This window comes from Afipia sp. GW822-FHT04G07 (assembly GCF_058800765.1).
This window is the reverse complement of record NZ_JBXAMP010000001.1, coordinates 3960014-3979973: the sequence shown is the minus strand read 5'-3', so window position 1 is coordinate 3979973 and position 19960 is coordinate 3960014. Positions and strand designations below refer to the sequence as shown.

At 63.5% G+C, this 19960-nt stretch carries 16 protein-coding genes; 3 read left to right on the top strand and 13 right to left on the bottom strand.

Translation table 11 applies throughout. The features are described from left to right. Nucleotides 1-5 precede the first annotated feature (5 nt). Nucleotides 6-1286: a multidrug effflux MFS transporter gene (locus AC1RKJ_RS19385; protein WP_492792535.1), complete on the top strand. Its 1281-nt coding sequence runs from the start codon at nt 6-8 to the stop codon at nt 1284-1286. Nucleotides 1287-1379: 93 nt separating this feature from the next. Here the strand turns inward: AC1RKJ_RS19385 and ligA are convergent, their stop codons facing one another. The 8 genes from ligA to AC1RKJ_RS19345 all read right to left on the bottom strand — a co-directional run bounded on the left by ligA (nt 1380) and on the right by AC1RKJ_RS19345 (nt 12779). Beyond that, nucleotides 1380-3539 (bottom strand): NAD-dependent DNA ligase LigA, encoded by a 2160-nt coding sequence (gene ligA / locus AC1RKJ_RS19380; protein WP_492792534.1) that lies wholly within the window; start codon nt 3537-3539, stop codon nt 1380-1382. 9 nt (nt 3540-3548) lie between these two features. Next, nucleotides 3549-5222 (bottom strand): DNA repair protein RecN, encoded by a 1674-nt coding sequence (gene recN, locus AC1RKJ_RS19375; protein WP_492792533.1) that lies wholly within the window; start codon nt 5220-5222, stop codon nt 3549-3551. A gap of 23 nt (nt 5223-5245) precedes the next feature. Beyond that, nucleotides 5246-6058, bottom strand: a complete 813-nt coding sequence (locus AC1RKJ_RS19370; RefSeq protein ID WP_492792804.1) for an outer membrane protein assembly factor BamD — start codon at nt 6056-6058, stop codon at nt 5246-5248. Nucleotides 6059-6391: 333 nt separating this feature from the next. Continuing rightward, complete coding sequence (gene lpxC / locus AC1RKJ_RS19365; RefSeq protein WP_492792532.1) at nt 6392-7354, bottom strand: UDP-3-O-acyl-N-acetylglucosamine deacetylase; 963 nt, start codon at nt 7352-7354, stop codon at nt 6392-6394. 375 nt (nt 7355-7729) lie between these two features. Next, entirely contained in the window at nt 7730-9496 is a 1767-nt protein-coding gene (gene ftsZ / locus AC1RKJ_RS19360; RefSeq protein ID WP_492792531.1) for a cell division protein FtsZ, read from the bottom strand. 87 nt (nt 9497-9583) lie between these two features. Further along, on the bottom strand, nt 9584-10906 hold the full coding sequence (gene ftsA, locus AC1RKJ_RS19355) for a cell division protein FtsA (protein WP_492792530.1): 1323 nt from the start codon (nt 10904-10906) through the stop codon (nt 9584-9586). Continuing rightward, entirely contained in the window at nt 10903-11886 is a 984-nt protein-coding gene (locus AC1RKJ_RS19350) for a cell division protein FtsQ/DivIB (protein WP_492792529.1), read from the bottom strand. Before AC1RKJ_RS19350 ends, ftsA begins: the two co-directional genes overlap by 4 nt. Then, on the bottom strand, nt 11853-12779 hold the full coding sequence (locus tag AC1RKJ_RS19345) for a D-alanine--D-alanine ligase (RefSeq protein ID WP_492792528.1): 927 nt from the start codon (nt 12777-12779) through the stop codon (nt 11853-11855). The genes AC1RKJ_RS19350 and AC1RKJ_RS19345 overlap by 34 nt, the downstream gene beginning before the upstream one ends. Before the next feature lie 129 nt (nt 12780-12908). Between AC1RKJ_RS19345 and AC1RKJ_RS19340 the strand changes: the two genes are divergently transcribed. Then, nucleotides 12909-13682 (top strand): bestrophin-like domain, encoded by a 774-nt coding sequence (locus tag AC1RKJ_RS19340; protein ID WP_492792527.1) that lies wholly within the window; start codon nt 12909-12911, stop codon nt 13680-13682. Between the two features lie 4 nt (nt 13683-13686). On the opposite strand, the gene murB is transcribed toward AC1RKJ_RS19340, so the two are convergent. From murB to AC1RKJ_RS19320, 4 genes are all read right to left on the bottom strand, one after another. Next, nucleotides 13687-14610: a UDP-N-acetylmuramate dehydrogenase gene (murB, locus tag AC1RKJ_RS19335; RefSeq protein ID WP_492792526.1), complete on the bottom strand. Its 924-nt coding sequence runs from the start codon at nt 14608-14610 to the stop codon at nt 13687-13689. Next, nucleotides 14607-15086 (bottom strand): DUF6653 family protein, encoded by a 480-nt coding sequence (locus AC1RKJ_RS19330; protein ID WP_492792525.1) that lies wholly within the window; start codon nt 15084-15086, stop codon nt 14607-14609. Before AC1RKJ_RS19330 ends, murB begins: the two co-directional genes overlap by 4 nt. A gap of 12 nt (nt 15087-15098) precedes the next feature. Continuing rightward, nucleotides 15099-16502 carry a UDP-N-acetylmuramate--L-alanine ligase gene (gene murC / locus AC1RKJ_RS19325; protein WP_492792524.1) on the bottom strand — a complete coding sequence of 468 codons (1404 nt, stop codon included), beginning with the start codon at nt 16500-16502 and terminating at the stop codon, nt 15099-15101. A 144-nt stretch (nt 16503-16646) separates the two neighbouring features. Further along, complete coding sequence (locus tag AC1RKJ_RS19320) at nt 16647-17840, bottom strand: MFS transporter (RefSeq protein WP_492792523.1); 1194 nt, start codon at nt 17838-17840, stop codon at nt 16647-16649. Between the two features lie 112 nt (nt 17841-17952). Between AC1RKJ_RS19320 and AC1RKJ_RS19315 the strand changes: the two genes are divergently transcribed. Continuing rightward, nucleotides 17953-18858, top strand: a complete 906-nt coding sequence (locus tag AC1RKJ_RS19315; protein WP_492792803.1) for a LysR family transcriptional regulator — start codon at nt 17953-17955, stop codon at nt 18856-18858. Here the strand turns inward: AC1RKJ_RS19315 and murG are convergent, their stop codons facing one another. Beyond that, a complete protein-coding gene (gene murG / locus AC1RKJ_RS19310) occupies nt 18859-19959 on the bottom strand; it encodes an undecaprenyldiphospho-muramoylpentapeptide beta-N-acetylglucosaminyltransferase (RefSeq protein WP_492792522.1) in 1101 nt (366 codons plus the stop codon). Between the last annotated feature and the right edge of the window lies 1 nt (nt 19960).

Here is a 19960-nt window from a genome sequence, read left to right as displayed (position 1 = left end):
ATAACGTGACCGACCAAAAAAGAGAGATCGCAGCCGCAAGGGTTGCAACTCCCACCTCGTGGAAACTGCTGCTGATGCTGGTGGCGATGAACGGCATCGCGCCGGTCTCGCTGTACATTCTGGTGCCGGCGCTGCCGATCCTGGCGAAGACACTGGCCAGTGACGTTTCCGCCGTGCAACTCAATGTCTCGCTGTTCATGGTCGGCCTCGCGATCTCGCAATTGCTGACTGGGCCGTTGTCGGACCGTTTCGGCCGCAGGCCCGTACTGCTCGCCGGTCTCGGGCTTGCGGTGATCGCCACGATCATCTGCATGTTCGCGCAGACGCTGCCGCAGCTGATTGCCGGACGTTTCCTGCAGGCACTCGGCGGAGCCACCGGCATGGTGATGAGCCGCGCCATCATTCGCGATCTCTATCCGCGCGAACGCATCGGCGGCATGATCAGCCTCGTCATCGCGGTGATGATGATCGCACAACTTCTCAGTCCGCTGATCGGAGGCCTGCTGGAAACCAGCTTCGGCTGGCGCGCGATCTTCTACTTCATGGCAGCGACATCGGTTGCGATTACCATCGGCATCGCGCTGGGCCTTCCGGAAACCCGCCCCCATCGAACCCAGACAAGCGACAGCGGGTTCTTCAAGGATGTCCGCGCGCTGTCATCGAGCCGCGTTTTCATCGGCTATTTGCTGTGCCAAATGCTGGCCTCGGCCATCATCTTCACCTTCGCAGGCGGTGGACCCTACATCGTCGTCGACCAGATGAGCCGCTCCACCGCAGAATACGGATTATGGTTCGCGACTTCAGGCTTCGCTTACCTGCTCGGCAATCTGGTGTCGGTGCGGCTGTCGCCGCGCTATGGCATCGACCGCATGATCTGGCTCGGGCTGGCGCTGCAGATCGCCGGCTCGATCATCAACGTGGTCTGGGGCGTCACGGGCCTCAATCAGGTTCCGTCATGGCTGTTCGGAACGCATATGATCGTGATGTTCGGTAATGCATTCGCAATGGCCAACGCATCGGCGGGAGCCATCAGCATTCGCCCGCAGGCTGCCGGCACTGCGGCAGGCGCGATGGGATTCCTGCAAATGGGCTTCGGTTCGCTGTGTTCGCAACTCGGCGCATTCCTCGGCGGCCAGTTCGCCACGCCGCTGCCGCTGAACATCGCGATCCTGGTGATTTCGGCCGCGTGCGCGGCCGTCATCGTGTTGCTGGTACCGCGCACCCGTAAAGCCGTCACGGCCGAACAAATCGTCAAGGCAGAAGGCGATGAGACGGGATTGATCTAGCGTTACGGTCGAGTCGTCATTGCGAGGAGCGCTTGCGACGAAGCAATCCAATCCCTCGACAAATCAAAATGGATTGCTTCGCTCGCAATGACGTTAGCGCCCGCCGACCAGCGCCAGCCATTCGTCTTCGGTGAGCACCTTGACGCCGAGCTTGTTGGCTTCGGCGAGCTTCGAGCCAGCGCCCGGCCCCGCCACCACATAATCGGTTTTCTTCGACACTGAACCTGAGGTCTTGGCGCCAAGCCGCTCGGCGGTGGCCTTCGCCTCTTCGCGGGTAAATTTCTCCAGCGACCCGGTGAACACCACGACCTTTCCCGCGATCGGTGTATCGGTTTTCACCTTTTCGGCCGGCTGCACGGTGATCTCGCCGAGCAGATCGTCCACCGCCTTGACGCTATGAGGCTCTTTGAAAAATTCGACGATGGCATTGGCCACCACAGCGCCAATGCCTTCGATGCCGTTCAGATCCTGATAGGCCTCGGGCTCCTCACCCTCGCCCGCTGCGATCATCGCCGCGCGGAAAGCCTCGACCGTGCCGTAGTGCCGGGCCAGGAGCTTCGCGTTTCCCTCGCCAACATGGCGGATGCCGAGCGCAAAAATAAACCGATGCAGCGCAATGGTACGCCGCGCATCGATCGCGGCAAAAAGATTGCGTATCGATGTTGCGCCAAAACCCTCGCGGTCGGCGAGTTTCTTTACCGCGCGCCCATCGCGCTTCTCAAGCGTGAAAATATCGACCGGCGACATGATCAGACCGTCGGTGAAAAACTCCTCGATCTGCTTGTCGCCAAGACCGTCGATGTCGAAGGCGTTGCGCGCGACGAAATGTTTTAGCCGCTCTTTCGCCTGGGCCGGACATGCCAGCGAGTTGGTGCAGCGGCGCACCGAATCCGGCCTCAGCGTTTTTGGATCTTCCTCCCGCACCGCGTGGCTGCCACAGGCCGGACAGACCGTGGGAAACTTGTAAGGCTTCGCCGTTTTCGGGCGCTTGTCGAGCACGACGCTGACGATCTGCGGGATCACGTCGCCCGCACGCTGGATCACCACGGTGTCCCCTATGCGAATGTCGATGCCGTCGCGGATCGGCTGGCCGTCATTGCCGACGCCCTTGATGTAATCCTCGTTGTGCAGCGTGGCGTTCTGCACCACCACGCCGCCGACCGTCACGGGTGCAAGTTTCGCCACCGGCGTCAGCGCGCCGGTGCGGCCTACCTGAATTTCGATGTCGTTGAGAACCGTGGTCGCCTGCTCGGCGGCGAACTTGTGCGCGATGGCCCAGCGCGGCGTGCGGGTGACAAAGCCGAGCCGGTCCTGCCAGTCGAGCCGGTCCACCTTGTAGACCACGCCATCGATGTCATAGCCGAGTGACGCGCGCTTGGTTTCAATCTTGCGATAGAACTTCAACAGTCCGTCGACATCCTTGCACAGCGTAATCAGCGGATTGGTGACAAAGCCCACGTTCTCGATCCACTCGATCATCTCGTGCTGGGTCTTGGCCGGCATCGCGCTCATCTCGCCCCAGGCATAGGCGAAGAACTTCAGCGGACGTGACGCCGTGATCGACGGATCCTTCTGGCGCAGCGAACCTGCGGCGGAATTGCGCGGATTGGCGAACACGGTGTCTTCGGCGGCAGCCTGCCGCTTGTTGAGCGCGAGGAAATCCTTCTTGAGCATGTAGACTTCGCCGCGGATTTCGCAGACGGCTGGAATGTTGCGGCCCTTCAGCTTGTGCGGGATGTCGGACATGGTCCGCACGTTGGCGGTTACGTCCTCGCCGGTGAAGCCATCGCCGCGCGTCGCGCCGCGCACCAGTTCGCCGTCCTCATAACGCAGCGACAGCGACAGGCCATCGATCTTCGGCTCGGCCACGATAGCCGGAATGTCGTCCTCGCCGAGTTTCAGGAAACGCCGCACGCGGTCGACGAAATCGGTGACGTCTTCGTCGCTGAAAGCGTTGCCGAGCGACAGCATCGCCACTGTGTGCGGCACCTTGGCGAAGCGGCTCGACGGCGCAGCGCCGACTTTCTTCGACGGGGAATCCTGTGTGACCAGCCCCGGAAACCGCGCCTCGATGGCGTCGCTGCGCTGACGCAAGGCGTCGTAGTCCGCGTCCGAAATTTTCGGCGCGTCGTGCTGGTAATAGTGTTCGTTGTGACGTTCGATCTCAAGCGCAAGCCGCACCAGTTCGACCTTGGCCTGCGTCTCGGTGAGCTTGTCGACGGCGATGGGGGCTTTCTTCGGTTTCGCAGCCATGACGTCAACTCACGCCGTCGCGGCTTTGAGCAGGCGTTCCGCCGCCGCCCGCGCCTCTGCGGTGATTTCCGCGCCCGCCAGCATCCGCGCGATTTCCTCGCGGCGATGATCCTTCGCCAACATCGCCACGCGTGTTGCGACACGCTTGCCCTTGTCGAGCGCATCCTTGGAAATGAGCAAGTGCTGGTCCGCGCGCGCCGCCACCTGCGGCGCATGCGTCACGGCCATGACCTGAACCTTCTCGGCCAGCCGCGCCAGCCGCGCGCCGATGGCGTCCGCGACGGCGCCGCCTACGCCGGTATCGATTTCGTCGAACACCAAAGTCGGTGCCGAACCTCGATCCGACAGCACGACCTTCAGCGCCAGCAGGAACCGCGAGAGTTCGCCGCCAGACGCAACCTTCATCAGCGGGCCGGGCTTGGTGCCCGGGTTGGTCTGCACCCAGAATTCGACGCGGTCGAAGCCCTGCGGCCCCGGCGATGCCGGGTCGGATTCAACCTGCGTGGAAAACTTCGCGCGCTCCAGTTTCAGCGGCGCGAGTTCGGCGTTGACCGCCTTGTTGAGTTTCTCCGAGGCCTTGATGCGCGCGGCGGACAATTTCTGCGCGGCAGCATCATAAGCCTTTTCGGCGGCGACCGCCGCCTTCTCCAGCACTTTCAACTGATCCGCGCCGGCGTCGATCAAGGCGACGTCCGACGCATAGCGCTGCGCCAGCGCCGCCAGCCCGTCGACCGGCGTCGAGTACTTCCGCGCCGCTGCGCGCAGCGCGAACAACCGTTCTTCGATGCGCTCGAGTTCGAGCGGATCGAAGTCGGCAGCGATCAGCGCCGCATTGAGATGCTGGTCGGCCTCTTCCAGCGCGTTGATCGCGGCGTCCATCGCCTTCACCGCAGGCTCGATCAGCGCAGGCGCAGTACCTGCGCGGCGTTCCAGCCGGCGCACAGCGGCGGCCAGCGACGACACCGGCGATTGCGGGCCACCGACCGCCGCCTGCGCATCGCGCAGATCCTCGGCGATCTTCTCGCCCTGCATCATGATGGTGCGCCGTTCCGCGAGCGACGTCTCCTCGCCGTCCTGCGGATTGAGTTTCTTCAACTCGTCGGATGCATGGCGTAGATAATCCGCCTCGCGCGCCGCGCGTTCCATGCCCGCGCGATGCGCCTCCAGCGCCGTGCGCGCGGTGCGTCGCGCATCCCACAATATCTCGACCGCACCGACATCCTTTTCGAGCGCGGCAAAGGCATCGAGCAGCCGCCGATGCGTGGCGGTGTCGACCAGCGCGCGCTCGTCGTGCTGGCCGTGGATTTCCACCAGCGTCGCGCCGACCGCCTTGAGGGTCTGCACGCTGATCGCCTGATCGTTGAGGAAGGCGCGGGTGCGTCCGTCGGCAAACTGCACGCGGCGCAGGATCATCTCGCCGGTATCGTCGAGCCCGTTGTCGCGAAGGATCGCGCTCGCCGGATGTTTTTTGGAAACCTCGAACGCGGCCGTGACCTGTCCCTGCTCCGCGCCGTGGCGCACGAGGCTGGCGTCGCCGCGTCCGCCGAGCGCAAGCGCGAATGCGTCCAGCAGAATGGATTTGCCCGCGCCGGTTTCTCCGGTGAGGACAGCAAGGCCTTTGAGGAAATCGATGTCGAGCCGCTCGATCAGGACGATGTCACGGATCGAAAGCCGGGCCAGCATGCGGAGTGGGTCCTGACGCGAGTTTAGCCGAGGCCGACCTTCTTGAATGCCCGGCTAATCCAGGAACTCTTGTTTTCGGCCGGTTCGGTACCACCCGACTTTACAAGATTGTACGCGTCTTTGTACCAGCGGCTGTCAGGAAAGTTGTGGCCAAGAACGGCTGCGGCGGTCTCGGCCTCCGGAACGATGCCGATCGACATATAGGCCTCGGTGAGACGCGCCAGCGCCTCTTCGACGTGCCGCGTGGTCTGGTACTGCGTCACCACGACCTTGAAGCGGTTAATCGCGGCGGTGTAGTCCTTCTTGTCCATATAGTAGCGGCCGACCGTCATTTCCTTGCCGGCGAGTTGGTCGCGCGCGGCCTCGATCTTCTTCTTGGCGCTGGTTGCGTATTCCGAGGTCGGATACTTGCGGACCACTTCCTCAAGCGCGGCGATGGCCTTTTCGGTGCGGGCCTGGTCGCGGGAGACGTCAGGGATCTGGTCGAAGTTGGAAGCCGCGATCAGATACTGCGCATAGGCGGCATCCGGGCTGCCGGGATGCAGCGCGACGTAACGGTTGGCCGACGAGATCGATTCGTCGTAGTCGCCGTTCTCGTAAGCCGCGTAAGCCGACATCAGCAGCGACTTGCGCGCCCATTCCGAATACGGGTGCTGGCGATCGACTTCCTCGAACTTCTTGTTGGCGGCCTTGCGGTCGCCCTTCTTGTTCATCAGGTAGAGGCCTTCGTTGTAGAGCTTTTCAGCAGGCTCATCGACGAAGGTTTCTTCCTTGGTCATGAACTTGTCCCACAGCGCGCCGCCGCCGCAGCCGCTCAGCGGCACGGTCAGGACCATCAGTCCGAACACAAGGTACGCATGACGGACAAGGCCGGTCGTGCGGGACGGACGGGTCTGTTTGCGCAATGCGAGCGTCATACGTTTGGGCCGACCTGAATGTAAATCCGACGCGAGAGACCGAACCGATCACGGGTGTTGGCGTGCTGGAAAGCCCGATGCCGTGCGTCCGGCGCAAGCAGTCCCCGAAGCCCGTCCAGCCATGCCTGTTCAGCAAAGCCTATTTAGCTGAAAAACAGTTCCTGACCAACCGGATAGGAAGACATTTCGCCGGGATTAAGGCGGATTGCCGCTCCTGAACAGTGACTTGGTTAAACAGGGAAACTGAGGCGTTCAGGACACGTCCGGCGCGTAGGCCGCGGCAACCATGCCCCCGGCCACATCGGCGTGGCCGCGCGAACGGCGGGCCACGACGGGACGTTCGAGCACCGGCGGGGTGGCTTCCACGATCCGCCAGGCATGGCGGTCGGCCATCAGGGCGGTCAGCACGGCATGGTTGAGCCTGTGACCGCCGCGCACCGAACGGTACAGGCCGATCAGCGGCAGACCGGCCAGCGCCAGGTCGCCCACCACGTCGAGAACCTTGTGACGGACGCATTCGTCCGCATAACGAAGGCCTTCGGTGTTCAGAACGCGGGTGTCGTCGAACACCACGGAATTCTCGAGCGACGCGCCGAGGGCGTAACCCGCGCTCCAGAGCTTGTTGACGTCGCCCATGCAGCCGAAGGTGCGGGCACGGCAAATGTCGCGGCGGAAGCTGTTGGCATCGAGGTCGAAGGCATAGGCCTGACGCCCGATCGGGGAATTGGTGAATTCGATTTCGAGTTCGGCGCGGAAACCATCGGCGTAAGGCCGGATTTCACCGAACGATTCGCCTTGCACGACCTGCACCGGCTTCAACACTTCGATGAAGCGGCGCGCGGCGTTCTGCTTGACGATACCGGCCTGATCAATGGCCTCGACGAAAGGAGCAGCGCTGCCGTCCATGATCGGCACTTCAGGGCCATCGACTTCGATGGTGGCGTTGTCGACGCCCATGCCGCGCAGCGCGGCCAGAACATGTTCGGCGGTGGAAACGAGCGGACCCTGATGGTCACCCAGCACGGTCGCAAGCTCGGTCGCGATGACGGAGGACACCGTGGCCTTAATTTCGCGATCGGCGCCGGTGCGGATGAAAACGAAACCCGCATTGATGCTGGCGGGCCCGAGCGTGAGGCTGACCTGAGTACCAGAATGAACGCCGATGCCTGTCACGGTGACTGGCGACCGGAGCGTTGTCTGCCGACTCGATTTCATTCCAGTGCCCAAAGTTTACTATCCAAGTCGCGCTATAACCAAGCTGGCTATATTCGAGCCGGTTTCGCCTGTTAGACGGCGGTGCGACCTAGGATTGTCCCCCAACGTGAACGGACCTTAATCCCTCCGCTGGAGAGCGCCACTCACGCTTGTTTACAGATTGTTACCCCAAACTCGCCGCATTCGTGCCGCCGGTCCGGCCTATTTCCCCGCAATCCGAGGGCTTAGAAACCCTCGCGGCACCCGGACAATGGGTCTAATTTTACCAGCAAAAACAAATATTTAGTTTACGCGCCCTGACGCAGGTGCCTCCAAAAGCAAAATGCCCCGGCTTTGAAGCCGGGGCATTGCCGTTTGCACGGACTGTAACAAACGTCAGGTGGCCTGACGCCGCAAGAAAGCGGGGATATCCAGATGGTCCTCGGCACCGCCCTGCGGGGCGACCGGGGCCGGACGGCCGTGCGAATCGAGTCCCTGCGGAGCCGGACGGCGGCCATACTCAGATACCGGATCGCCTGCTCCGCCGTACTGCGCCGGAACCGGACGCTGCGGCTTGCGCTCGGGAAGCGGCGGCATCGGCGACATCGCGGGGCCGGACGCGCGGGCCGCGATTGGCGGCTCGCTGTCCTCGTCGCGGCGGCCAAGGCCGACATTGGCGAGACGCTGGAGCAGCGATGTGCGCTTTTGCTGCGGATGCTCCTCGGTGGTTTCACCGCGGGCGTGGCGGATCTGGTTCTGCGCCGGTACCGGCAATTCATCGAACTGCGGCATGCGAGGCGTGCGAACCGGCATCCGCTCCGCAGGCTGCGGAATGAAGGATGACGGCGGCGCGGTTTCCTGCAGGTTCATCGGCTCTTCGTGATCCGGGAACAGCGAGGGCTTCGGCGGGATCGGACGCACGCTGACGTCGCCATACGCGGCAGGCTGCATCGGCGCCTGAGCCGGACGCTCGGTCGGCGAGACAGCTTCGGCGATCGCGGCCAGCGCGGCGCGGTCGATCTGGTCGGCGGTGGCGCGGGCGGGCGCCGGAGCAGACGCCGGTGCGGCCTTCTGCTGCTGCGCGCGCTCCGCCATGCGCTGATTGTCGGCGCGCAAACGCGCCGTCAATTCGGCAAGGCGGCTTTCCGGTCCGGCGGAAGTGATCGCCTGAACGGGAGGCGTGGCGCGGCTTGCCACGACGGTATCGATCCCGGTTGCGACCACCGACACGCGGATGATGCCGTCGAGGGTTTCGTCGAAGGTCGCGCCGACGATGATGTTGGCGTCATTGTCGACTTCCTCGCGGATACGGGTCGCGGCTTCGTCGACTTCAAACAGGGTGAGGTCCTTGCCGCCGGTGATCGAGATCAGGAGACCCCGCGCGCCGCGCATCGAGCTGTCGTCGATCAGCGGGTTGGCGATCGCGGCTTCGGCCGCGGTCAGCGCACGCTTCTCGCCGGTGGCCTCGCCGGTGCCCATCATCGCCTTGCCCATTTCGCGCATCACGGCGCGGACGTCGGCGAAGTCGAGGTTGATAAGGCCTTCCTTGACCATCAGGTCGGTAATGCAGGCGACGCCCGAGTAGAGCACCTGGTCGGCCATCGCGAAGGCGTCGGCAAACGTCGTCTTCTCGTTGGCGACGCGGAACAGGTTCTGGTTCGGAATGATCAGCAGCGTATCGACCACCTTCTGGAGCTCGGCGATGCCGGTCTCGGCCGTGCGCATCCGGCGCTGGCCTTCGAAGTGGAACGGCTTGGTCACGACGCCAACGGTGAGAATGCCCATCTCGCGCGCGGTCGCGGCGATGACGGGAGCAGCGCCTGTGCCGGTGCCGCCGCCCATGCCGGCGGTGACGAACACCATGTTCGCGCCGGTGAGGTGATCCTTGATTTCGTCGATCACTTCCTGGGCGGCTGCGGCGCCGACGTCCGGCTGCGAACCCGCGCCGAGACCCTGGGTCACCTGGGTGCCCATCTGCACGATGCGTTCGGCCTTCGACATGGTGAGGGCCTGCGCGTCGGTGTTGGCGACGACGAAGTCGACGCCCTGCAATCCGGCGGAGATCATGTTGTTGACGGCGTTGCCGCCCGCGCCGCCGACACCGAACACGGTGATGCGGGGCCTCAGCTCGCGAACATCAGGGGGGGTGAGATTGATGGTCATGGTTGCCTCTCGATTATGCGCGCGCGTGGGGGCTTGGGCTGCACGCCAAAGCGGTTGATGGAATGGTCCGATCCGGTGTTGAGATCATCAGAAGCCCTCTCGAAGCCATCGTCCGACCTTTCCGAAATAGCCGTTGGTCCCTGTCATGAGCTGCCGCGTATGCCGCGGTTCAACGTGTTCAAGATGTGCGAATTGCGGATAGACCAGCAGGCCCGTCGGCACCGCGAACGATGCGCTCTTGGCTTCATGGGGCAGACGTCCGAAACCGAGCGGGCGGCCGATGCGTACCTCGCGGCCCAGGATGCGGCCAGCCAGATCTGGAATGCCGGTGAGCTGCGAGGCCCCGCCGGTCAAGACAACTCGCGCCCGCGGCTCTGCCGCAAAGGGGGAATCCGCGAGCCGGTCCCTGACCATTTCAAAAATCTCCTCGACCCGCGGCTTCACGATGTTCGCAATCGTCGCGCGGGAAACAATCTGCGGCTCGTCCCGGTCGTCACCGCCCGCCACAGGCACACTCATGACGTCGCGCGCGTCGGATCCGCCGGTCAGCACGGTGCCATATAACGTCTTGATTCGCTCGGCATCCGCAATGCAGGCACCTAAGCCGCGCGCCAAATCCACCGTGACGTGTTGCCCGCCGAGCGCAAATCCGCTGGCGTGGACGCACTGGCCATTCGAATAGGTTGCTATCGTTGTCGTGCCAGCACCCATCTCGACGACGGCAGCGCCGAGATCGGCTTCGTCGTCGGTCAGCACCGACAATCCGGCGGCATAAGGCGCGCAGGCCATCGCCTCGACGTTGAGATGGCAGCGCTCGACCACCAGCATCAGGTTCTTTGCTGCGGTTGCGTCGGCCGTGATGACATTCATGTCGATACCGACATGCCGGGCGACCATGCCGCTCGGGTCGCGGACACCCTTCACGCCATCCAGCGAGAAGCCGACCGGCAGGACATGGAGCACAGTGCGGCCCTGCGGCGTCGCATGATGCATTCCGGCGCTGATGACGCGGCTCATGTCGGCAGGCGTGACGCCGCCGCCGCGCAATTCCGAGGAGGCCTCGACGAGATCGCCCTGCAGGCGGCCGGCCGAAACCGACAGCAGCACCGATTCGACGCGGACCTTGGCCATGCGCTCCGCCAGCGCCACTGCGTGACGCACGGCCTGTTCGCATTCGTTGAGGTCTACGACCGCGCCGGCCTTGACGCCGCGCGACTGGATATGGCTGAGGCCGATCAGTTCGACCGAATGGGTGCGGCCGCGCAGCGCATCGCTCGGCGGGCACGGCTTCAGCCGCGCGATCAGGCACGCGATCTTGCTGGTGCCGATGTCGAGCGCGGCCACCAGCGCCGTCTTGTTCGGCGGCATCTGACGGGTCTTTGGGGTCTGAACGCCATCAAGACTGGTCATGCGGCACCAGCCTTCTTGGGTTTCTTGTCCTTGAGCAGGTCGTCGCGCGCCTTCGCCGCGGCTTCCGACAGCCGCACGGTCAGACGATCCGGCAGGCGCATGTCGATGGCGGTGATGTCCCGCGAAAACAGCCCGTTTTCCTTGTCCATCTTGCTGAGCGTCGCCAGCGCCTTCTCGACCTCGAATTCCGGAAGCCGGACGTCGATGCCGTCGGCCAGCCGCAAATTCCAGCGCCGCTCACCGACGAACACGATCGCCTTCACGGCGGTGCGCACCTGCGGATATTGCGCCAGCAGATCGAGAAAATCCTTGGCGCGGGTTTCCGCGCCCTTGCCCACCACCAGTGGCAGCGACACGAAACGCCGCGCCACATATGGCTCAAGCACTGTGCCGTCCGACGAGATCACGGAGACACGGCCGTTCTCCTGCCACAGCGCGAACGGCTTGCGTTCGGTGATGTCGATCTGCAACCGGCCCGGATAAAGCTTCTGCACGGTGGCATCGGCAATCCACGGATCGGCTTTCAACTTGTCGCGCGCTGTCGCCGCATCGAGAAACAGCAGCGACGAGCGGCCGTTAACGCCGCCGACGGCAAGAACCTCATCCTGCGTCAGCTGCTTGCGGCCGGAGATCGCGACGCTGGTGATACGGAACCCGACCGAATTGGCGGCGGCATTGCGGGTATCGCTCAGCGCATTGAGAACGTCGTCGGTGTGACCGCCCTTGACGATGCCAAGCACCGCCGCGCCGATCAGGATCACCACGGTTGCGGCAAGCCCGGCGAAGCGCGGCAGCCGGCGTTCGATCGTGGCGATCCAGGGATGGGACGCAAAACGACTTGTATCTTTGAATGCGGGACGGCGCGCAGAGGCGTTCGCGCGGCCGCGCGAACGCGGCGCTGCGGAGGCGGCTCTTGTCTTGGGATTAGATTGGGGCCTCTGCGATCCTAACGATCGAGCGAGGCGTCCTCCACCATCCATTGCACCAACTCGTCAAATGTTACGCCTGCGTGGACCGCAAGCTCTGGAACAAGTGACGTCTCGGTCATGCCGGGTTGGGTGTTCACCTCGAGGCAGGACAATCCCCCAAGTCCCTCGATGCGGTCGTCGTAGCGGAAATCCGCACGGCTAACGCCCCGGCAGCCAAGCGCCACATGCGCCGCCAGCGTTAACCTTCGGACTTCCTGGTAAACAAAAGGTAAAATAGGAGCAGGCAGGATGTGTTTTGATGCGCCCGGTGAGTACTTTGCCTCGTAATCGTAAAATTTGATCAATGGAACGATCTCTATCACCCCGGTCGCCTCGCCCTGGATGACCGCGCAGGTCAGTTCCTTGCCGGCGATGTACTTTTCAACCAGCAGTTGCTCCCCGTGGGGCCAGTCCTCGCGGAAAAGCTCCTGCGGCGGGTGGGCATGGGCCTCGGTGACGATGAAAACCCCGACGCTGGAGCCGTCCGCGATCGGCTTGATGACATAAGGCGGCGCCATGACGTGGCCCTTGGCGATTTCCGCCCGGCTCAGCGTCAAACCTTCCGGCACGGGCACGCCGGCCGTCGCCAGCACGGTCTTGGCGAGATCCTTCTGCATCGCCAGCGATGAGGAGAGAACGCCGGAATGGGAATAGGGAATTCCCAGCGTCTCGAGCACGCCCTGAATGGTGCCGTCCTCACCAGGCTTGCCGTGCAGCATCACCAGTGCTGCGTCAGGCTTCAGCATGTCGAGCACGGTTGCGATATCGCGCTTCACGTCGATGCGCGTGACCCGATAGCCGCGGCGCTCCAGCGCATCGGCGCAGGCCTTGCCAGACCGCAGCGAGACCTCCCGCTCCGACGACCATCCGCCCATCAATACCGCAACGTGTTTTGATCCGCTCATGACTCTCCCTCTATCGCCTAACTACGCTGATTTGCGCCCATGACCAAGCCGCTGCGAGTCGGGTAGTGTCCCGAGAGAATCAGCACGCAAAGCCAAGCTCAAAGACGACCCTCACAAGAAAGGTTTTTCATGATCCGGGCCTGGCTCGACCTGTCCCCCGTCGGCATCTTCGCCGTGCTCATCGTTCTGTATTTCGGCATGACGCTATTGCTTGCCGTGGTCACCTTCTGCCGTCCGTTTGCGCCACCGGTTCAATCCTTGACCGGAGTGGTTGCGCCGTTCTTCAGCGGAATCGCCATCCTGTTCGCGCTGCTGACGGGTTTCCTCGCCAACGACGTCGCCGAGCGTGGCCGGCAAGCCTATCGCGTGGTCCACACCGAAGCCGGCGAGTTGCGCAACATCCACACGCTCAGCGTCGCCTCGGCATCGGACATGCGCACCATCCGCGCCGCGCTGAAGACGTATGTGACCTCGGTGGTCGCCGACGAATGGCCTGCGATGGATTTGTCGCGGCTGTCGCCGCGTACCGAGACGGCCTATGACGATCTGCTGCGCGAGGTGAGTGTGCCGTCGATTGCAAAGGATTCCGGTCAGGCCGTGCATTCCGCGCTGCTCACGGCGACATTGCGCGTCGGCACTGCGCGTAACGACCGTCTCGCGCTGTCGTCGGATCACACCAACGATCTGAAATGGCTGGTGGTGATCGCGCTCGGCGTGCTTACGCAAGTGGGAATCGCTCTCGTCCATCTGGAGAGGCCCCGCGCGTTCATCGCTTCACTGGCGGTGTTCGCAAGCGCCGCCGTCGTCGCGCTCGGCCTCATTGCGCTTCAGGAATATCCGTTCGACGGCGCGTTCAGGATTTCGCCTGCGCCGATTCAGGCGCTGCAATCGCTGAGCGATTGAGCGCTCAGGAGCGCTCGATCCCGATCCGCTTGATTTCCCACTGCAACTCGATGCCGGACTGTTCCTTCACGCGCGCGCGCACGGTTTCGCCCAGCGTCTCGATGTCGTGACCGGTGGCGTCGCCGGTGTTGATCAGAAAATTGCAGTGCATCTCCGACACCTGCGCGCCGCCAACGCGGAAGCCCCGCATTCCGGCAGCATCCACGAGTTTCCACGCGCTGTGCCCCGGCGGATTCTTGAATGTCGACCCGCCAGTCTTCTCGCGGATCGGCTGCGCCGTCTCGCGATGATTCTGTACATCATTCATGCGTGCGCGGATCGTTTCCGGATCGGTGATCTGCCCGCGATAAAGCGCGGACGTGAAGATCACCGACGTGTCCACGCCGCAATTGCGATAGACGAATTTCATATCGGCGTTGGAGAATGTAACCTTCTCACCCGCGCGTGTGACGCCCCTCGCCTCCACCAGCACGTCTTTGGTCTCACCGCCATTCGCGCCAGCGTTCATGCGCAGCGCGCCGCCGATTGAACCCGGAATCCCGAAATAGAATTCCAGGCCCCCGATGTTGGCGGCGGCGGCGGCTTCCGCGACACGCTTGTCGAGCGCCGCCGTTCCCGCGCGAATCGTATCGCCGTCAGCCTTGATTTCACCGAAGCCGCGCGGTGACAGACGAATGACGACGCCGCTGACGCCACCGTCACGCACGATCAGGTTCGATCCGACGCCGACCGTGTAAACGGGAATATCGCCCGGCAGCTTCGACAGGAAGTACGCGAGGTCGTCTTCATCCGCAGGCGTGAACAGGATCTGCGCCGGTCCGCCGACGCGAAACCAAGTCAGCGGCGCCAACGATTCATTTGCGAGCAACCGCCCGCGCAGATCCGGCATCGCGGATTTGAGATCGGAACTGATATCAGCAAACATCAATACAACCACTTCCGGTATTCGTCGTTGTCGCGGCTGCGTTCGCTGAACAACCAGACCATCCGGTCATTGCTCCAGGATTTTCCAACCAGCACATTGGTTGTGCTGACGACGGTCAGCACAACATCCGAGGCGACGATGCCCCAGACCAGCGCGGCAAGGTTAACCAGCGAAGCCGCCATCAGCGCATAAAACACCCTTGGATGCTGATCGGGCAAGAACCGCCGCCCTTCCTTCAGCCAGACGCGCTCGCCCAGCACAGCCTTCGACGCCCAGTTGTCGGTCGACCTCGGCGGAGCGAACAGTTTTGGATTGATGATGAGAAAAACGATCGTCGCCGCGACGGGAACAAGCGCCCACCAGCCGATGCTGTGGTAGCTCCAGATTGCCGCCACTAAAACCGGAAATGCCGCATAGCGCGTCCACACGCTCCACGGATTGGAATGGCGCAACCATGTTGCTTCGCTGAGAATAGCCATCGGCACCTCGCGTTATTTCAGCGCCTTCAACTCGCCGGGCAACGCATAGGCCCATTGCGTGATGTTGCCCGCGCCGAGCAGCACGACGAAATCGTCCGGCTTCGCGACGTCGCGCACAACCGACGCAAGCTTGTCGGCACCCGGCAGCGGAATCACTTCACGATGGCCGTGCGCGCGCAAGCCCAGCACGAATGAATCGCGGTCGATACCGGCGATCGGGGCTTCGCCCGCGGCATAAACGTCGGCGACGATCACGGTGTCGGCGTCGTTGAAGCAGGTGCAAAACTCCTCGAACAGCGATTGCAGCCGCGTGAAGCGATGCGGCTGCACCACGGCGATGACCCGGCCCTTGGTGGAATCGCGCGCAGCTTTCAGCACAGCGGCGATTTCCACCGGATGGTGGCCGTAGTCGTCGATGATGGTGACGCCGTTCCAGTCGCCGGTCTTGGTGAAGCGCCGCTTAACCCCGCCGAAGCCTGCCAGCGCCTTGCGAATCGTGTCGTCCGAAATGCCGATCTCGTGCGCCAAGGCGATCGCCGCCGTTGCGTTGAGTGCGTTGTGACGGCCGGGCATCGGAAGCACCAGATCGGAAATCTCGTAGGCCGCATCGGTCTTGCGGTGGCGGAATTCCACCTTGAATTTCGAGCCGCCGGTGAACGGCACGAGATCGACCAGCCGCGCGTCGGCCTGGGGATTCTCGCCATAGGTGATGATGCGGCGGTCCTCGATCTTGCCGACCAGCGCCTGCACCACCGGATGATCTGTGCACATCACGGCGAAACCATAGAATGGCACGCCCTCGACGAAATCCTTGAACGCTTCCTGCACCGCCTCGAAGGTCTTGAAGTGGTCGAGATGTTCGGGATCGACGTTTGTAACGATGGCGACGTCCACAGGCAGTTTGAGGAAGGTGCCATCGCTCTCATCGGCCTCTACCACCATCCACTCGCCCGCGCCGAGGCGCGCGTTGGTTCCGTAGGCATTGATAATGCCGCCGTTGATGACGGTGGGATCGAGCGCGCCGGCGTCGAGCAGCGTGGCGACCATCGACGTCGTGGTGGTCTTGCCGTGCGTGCCGGCAATCGCGATGCAGCTTTTCAGCCGCATCATTTCGGCGAGCATCTCGGCGCGGCGCACCACTGGAATGCGCAGTCCGCGCGCGGCGATCAATTCCGGATTGTCGCGCTTGATCGCGGTGGACACCACCAGCACGTCCGCGCCGTTCACATTCTCGGCCTTGTGGCCAACGTTGATCTTGATGCCCTTGTCACGCAGCCGCATGACGTTGGCGCTTTCCGATGCATCCGAGCCCTGCACGTCGTAGCCGAGATTGCACAGCACCTCGGCGATGCCGCTCATGCCGATGCCGCCGATACCGACGAAGTGAATGGGTCCGATCTCGCGCGGCAGTCTCATAAATTTGTCTCTCGATTGTCGGACGCCCGCTCCGGCGTCCATGAGGTCCTTCAAACAGACGAAGCTGGCCGGGACAAGCCCGGCCAGCACAGAAAAATAGCACGATTCTTTCAAATCAGGCGTGATGCGGGCCGCAGTCGCCTGTCACTCGGCCGCCTCTGGGCAGACAATCGCCGGAACCGGCTTGCCGCGCCGCGATTCCAGCCGGTGGCTGACCAGCGCCAGCACCAGCGCCGCCAACGGCACCAATCCGGCAATCCATGGAATGGCGCCGAGCCCCGGACCGTGATCGATCACCACGCCGCCGAGCCACGCACCGATAGCGTTGCCGAGATTGAATGCCGCGATGTTGAAGCTGGAGGCGAGCGACTGCCCCGCGCCCGACGCCTTGTTGAGCACCCACATCTGCAGCGGCGGCACCGTTGCAAATCCCGCCGCGCCAAGCAGGCCGACGAAGATCACTGCTGTGATCTGGTTGTGGACTGCGAAGGTCATTGACACGAGCACCACGGCGAGCAGCAAAAGCGTGCCGAACAACGTGGGCATCAGCCATTTGTCCGCGAGCTTGCCGCCGATCAGATTGCCGCCGACGAGGCCCGCACCGAACACGAGCAGGATCGGTGACACTGCGGAATCCGGAAAGCCTGCAATGCGGGTCAGAATCGGCGCGATGTAGGTGAACACCGCGAACACGCCGACCCAGCTCAGCACCGTCGTCAGCAGGCCGGCCAGCACCGGCGCGCGGCCAAGCACCGCGAGATCGTCCTTGAGATTCGATGCTTCCGGTGCATCCTTATTTTTCGGCACGAATGCTGCGATAATCGCGAACGCGGCGATACCGACCAGCGTCACAGCCCAGAATGTCGAGCGCCAGCCGAAGCCCTGCCCCAGCCAAGTGCCGAACGGCACGCCGAGAATGTTCGCGACCGTGAGGCCCGTGAACATCACCGCGATGGCCGATGCCTTCTTGTTGGGTGCAACGAGCGTCGTTGCCACCACCGAACCGACGCCGAAGAACGTGCCGTGCGCGAACGCGGTCAGCGCGCGCGCGGCCATCAGCGACCAGTAATCGGGCGCAATCGCGCAGGCGAGATTGCCGATGGTGAACACCGCCATCAGTGCAAGAAGTACGGTCTTGCGCGGCCAGCGCGCGGTGGCGATGGTCATGATCGGCGCGCCAACCACGACGCCAAGCGCGTAGCCGGAGATCAGGAGGCCCGCAGCCGGGATCGAAACGCCGAGATCGGCGCCGACCTGGATCAGCAGGCCCATGATGACGAATTCAGTGACACCAATTCCGAAAGCGCCGGCGGTGAGCGCATAGAGTGCGAGCGGCATGGAACATTCCTCAGACGAATCCGGCCAACCGCCGGTATTCCTGAGAAGTGGACGCAAAGCCATTCGTGAACTAGACTATAGTAAGTAACAATATTTGTGAATTGAAGTCACAATTATGCGACAAGACATCAACCGCTCCGGCGAGATGGAAGTGTTCGTCCGGGTGGTCGACCTGGGCGGCTTTTCCGCCGCGGCGCGCGCTTTCCGCATGAGCCCGTCCGCCGTCAGCAAACTCGTCGCGCGGCTGGAAGCACGGCTTGGCGTGCGGCTGATCAATCGCTCGACCCGCAAGCTGCAACTGACACCGGAAGGCACGGCCTATTACGACCGCAGCATCCGCATTCTCGACGATATCAATACGGCGGAACGTGAGGCCGCCGTCGGCGCAACGCCGCGCGGGCGCGTGCGAGTCAATACCAGCGTGCCGTTCGGGCTGCACTGGCTGCTGCCGCTGTTGCCCGGATTTCTGAAGCTGCATCCCGGCGTCAGCGTCGATGTATCGCTGACCGATACGGTGGTCGATTTGATGGAGGAACGCGCCGACGTCGCCATTCGTGTGGGACCGTTGCGCGAGTCTCGCCTGCTCGCGCGCAAGCTCGGCGAGAGCCGCATGGTCGTGGTCGCAGCGCCCGCTTACCTCAACGAACATGGAACTCCACGGACGCCCGCCGAACTCGGCCAACACAACATGCTCGGCTTCTGCTTTTCAAAACAGATCGACGGCTGGCCATTTCGTGACAGCAAGGGCGGCACCGTCAGCGTCGCGCCTGTTGGCAATGCGCTGGTCAGCGACGGCGAAGCCATGCAGAAGCTGGCTGTCGCAGGCGCTGGCCTTGCGCGCCTCGCCCGCTTTCATGTCGATGCGGACATCAAGGCCGGACGACTCGTGGCGGTGCTTGAAGACTTCAATCCGGGCGATCTCGAACCGATCCATGCCGTGTTCGTCGGCCACGGCGGACAGTTGCCCGCGCGGGTGCGTGCGTTTCTCGATTATCTCGTGGAGAATGTGAGACTGTAGCTAAATTCCCGCGACCTTCGCCGTGAGATCGGCGAGCCGTTCGGCTGCATCGAGCCTGCCGACAGTGCGCGCGGCGGTGGCCATGGCGATCAACCGCGCGGGATCGGCGGCCAGCGCGGAGATTTCCACGGCGAGACGATCCGGCGTGAAGTCGGCCTGAAGAATCCGGATCGCGCCGCCGGCTTTCTCCAGCACGCCGGCATTGGCGAACTGGTCCTGATCGATTGCGCCGGGCAGCGGCACCAAAATCGAAGGACGCCCGATCGCACCGAGCTCAGCGACGGTGCCCGCGCCGGAGCGCGACACTACGAGATGACTCGCAGCAAGCCGCGCCGGGAGATCGACAAAGAACGGCGCCAGCTCAGCCTCGATCTTGAGGCGATCATAGACCGCGCGGACCCGCGCCATGTCTTCATCGCGCACCTGCTGCACAAGAATAAGCCTGCGCCACAACGCCGGCTCCAGCCGCTCAATCGCGCCCGGCACGATATCAGCCATGATCCGCGCACCCTGGCTGCCGCCAGTAACCAGCAAACGCAGCGGCCCCGTCGCATCCGGCGAGGCATACGGCACGGCGGCAGCGGCGAGGATCGCGGGCCGCATCGGCGTTCCGGTGACAGTGGTTTTTCCGGCGAGCGCCGGCTCATGATCGAGCACGCCGGGCAGCGAGGTCGCAATCGCGCTGACGCGTCCTGAAAGAAACTTGTTCGCCCGGCCCATCACCGCATTGGCGTCGTGAATGAGGGTCGGAATTCCAAGCAGCTTCGCCGCCATCAGCGGCGGCAGCGTCGGATAGCCGCCGAAGCCGATCACCGCCCTGGGTTTCTGCCGCAGCAGCAGCGCCAGCGCCATCACGCCGCCCGCAGCGAGCATCGTGCCGGTGCGCGCAAGCGCCCACGGTGTGCGGCCGCGCACCGTCTCGCTCGGCACCACATCCATCATGTCGCGCGAGAACAATCCGCCGTAGCGCACTGCGCGCTCGTCCGTCATCAGCCGCACGCGCGCGCCGCGCTTCATCAGCGCAACGCCGAGGGCTTCCGCGGGAAACAGGTGACCACCCGTTCCGCCCGCCGCCAGCATGATCAGAGGCCTGTCAGGCATC

Excerpts from the sequence above, each read along its gene's own strand:
- ligA (WP_492792534.1), bottom strand. The coding sequence starts at position 3,539 with ATGGCTGCGAAACCGAAGAAAGCCCCCATCGCCGTCGACAAGCTCACC.
- recN (WP_492792533.1), bottom strand. The coding sequence starts at position 5,222 with ATGCTGGCCCGGCTTTCGATCCGTGACATCGTCCTGATCGAGCGGCTC.
- AC1RKJ_RS19370 (WP_492792804.1), bottom strand. The coding sequence starts at position 6,058 with ATGGTCCTGACCGTGCCGCTGAGCGGCTGCGGCGGCGGCGCGCTGTGG.
- lpxC (WP_492792532.1), bottom strand. The coding sequence starts at position 7,354 with ATGAAATCGAGTCGGCAGACAACGCTCCGGTCGCCAGTCACCGTGACA.
- ftsZ (WP_492792531.1), bottom strand. The coding sequence starts at position 9,496 with ATGACCATCAATCTCACCCCCCCTGATGTTCGCGAGCTGAGGCCCCGC.
- ftsA (WP_492792530.1), bottom strand. The coding sequence starts at position 10,906 with ATGACCAGTCTTGATGGCGTTCAGACCCCAAAGACCCGTCAGATGCCG.
- AC1RKJ_RS19350 (WP_492792529.1), bottom strand. The coding sequence starts at position 11,886 with ATGGATGGTGGAGGACGCCTCGCTCGATCGTTAGGATCGCAGAGGCCC.
- AC1RKJ_RS19345 (WP_492792528.1), bottom strand. The coding sequence starts at position 12,779 with ATGAGCGGATCAAAACACGTTGCGGTATTGATGGGCGGATGGTCGTCG.
- AC1RKJ_RS19340 (WP_492792527.1), top strand. The coding sequence starts at position 12,909 with ATGATCCGGGCCTGGCTCGACCTGTCCCCCGTCGGCATCTTCGCCGTG.
- AC1RKJ_RS19330 (WP_492792525.1), bottom strand. The coding sequence starts at position 15,086 with ATGGCTATTCTCAGCGAAGCAACATGGTTGCGCCATTCCAATCCGTGG.
- murC (WP_492792524.1), bottom strand. The coding sequence starts at position 16,502 with ATGAGACTGCCGCGCGAGATCGGACCCATTCACTTCGTCGGTATCGGC.
- AC1RKJ_RS19320 (WP_492792523.1), bottom strand. The coding sequence starts at position 17,840 with ATGCCGCTCGCACTCTATGCGCTCACCGCCGGCGCTTTCGGAATTGGT.
- murG (WP_492792522.1), bottom strand. The coding sequence starts at position 19,959 with ATGCCTGACAGGCCTCTGATCATGCTGGCGGCGGGCGGAACGGGTGGT.